Annotated in this window: 1 protein-coding gene; it reads left to right on the plus strand. The window is 38.3% G+C overall.

Features of this window, described 5'->3' with window-relative positions; all coding sequences use genetic code 11:
* Positions 1-870, plus strand: an 870-nt coding sequence (locus A9Y75_RS25815; protein WP_071192731.1) for an ISAs1 family transposase, incomplete at both ends; no start/stop codon positions are given.

Below are 870 nucleotides of genomic sequence, written 5' to 3' on the forward strand. Positions count from 1 at the left end.
TACTCACCGATATTATCACTATTTCCTTGTTGGCAGTTATAGCAGGGGCTGAAGGGTGGGAAGATATTGAGGAATATGGACTAAGTAAAAAAGAGTGGTTAGAGACATTTTTAGAACTACCAGAAGGAATACCCAGTCCAGATACATTTAGAAGAGTATTTGAGAGAATAAACCCCAAAGAATTTGAGCAATGTTTTCGCAATTGGGTGCAATCATTAGTAGAGAAATTGGGTGTAGAAGTAGTTGCTATAGATGGCAAAACTCATCGAGGCTCATATGACCGAGAATCGAAACTAAAAGCCTTGCATACAGTGAGTGCATGGGCTTGTGAAAACAGGTTGATTCTAGGGCAAACAAAGGTCAGTTGTAAATCAAATGAAATCACGGCAATTCCAGCACTATTAGAGACTCTGAACTTGTCTGGTTGTATTATCACCATTGATGCAATGGGTACGCAAAAATCCATTGCCGAACAAATAATAGCCGGAAATGCTGATTATATTTTAAGCCTCAAAGATAATCATCCGACGCTACATCAACAAGTGAAAAATTGGTTTGAAATGGCACAATCCTTAAACTTTAAAGATGTTGATGTCAGTATTAGTCAACGTGTAGAAAAAGGACATCACCGTATCGAGAATCGTACAGTTTATACTGTTCCAGTGTCACAACTACCAGCACTTCATGAACAAAACCAATGGGCAGGATTAACAACAGTAGTTATGGTAGTTCGGAAGATTCAGCATTGGAATAAAACTACTCATGAGGTGCAATTTTATATCACTAGTCTTGATAGTGATGCTAACAAAATTGGTAGTGCAATCCGACAACATTGGGGCATTGAAAACTCTGTTCATTGGACATTAGATG

Origin of the sequence: Trichormus sp. NMC-1 (assembly GCF_001858025.1) — a bacterium.
Classification (GTDB): domain Bacteria; phylum Cyanobacteriota; class Cyanobacteriia; order Cyanobacteriales; family Nostocaceae; genus Anabaena.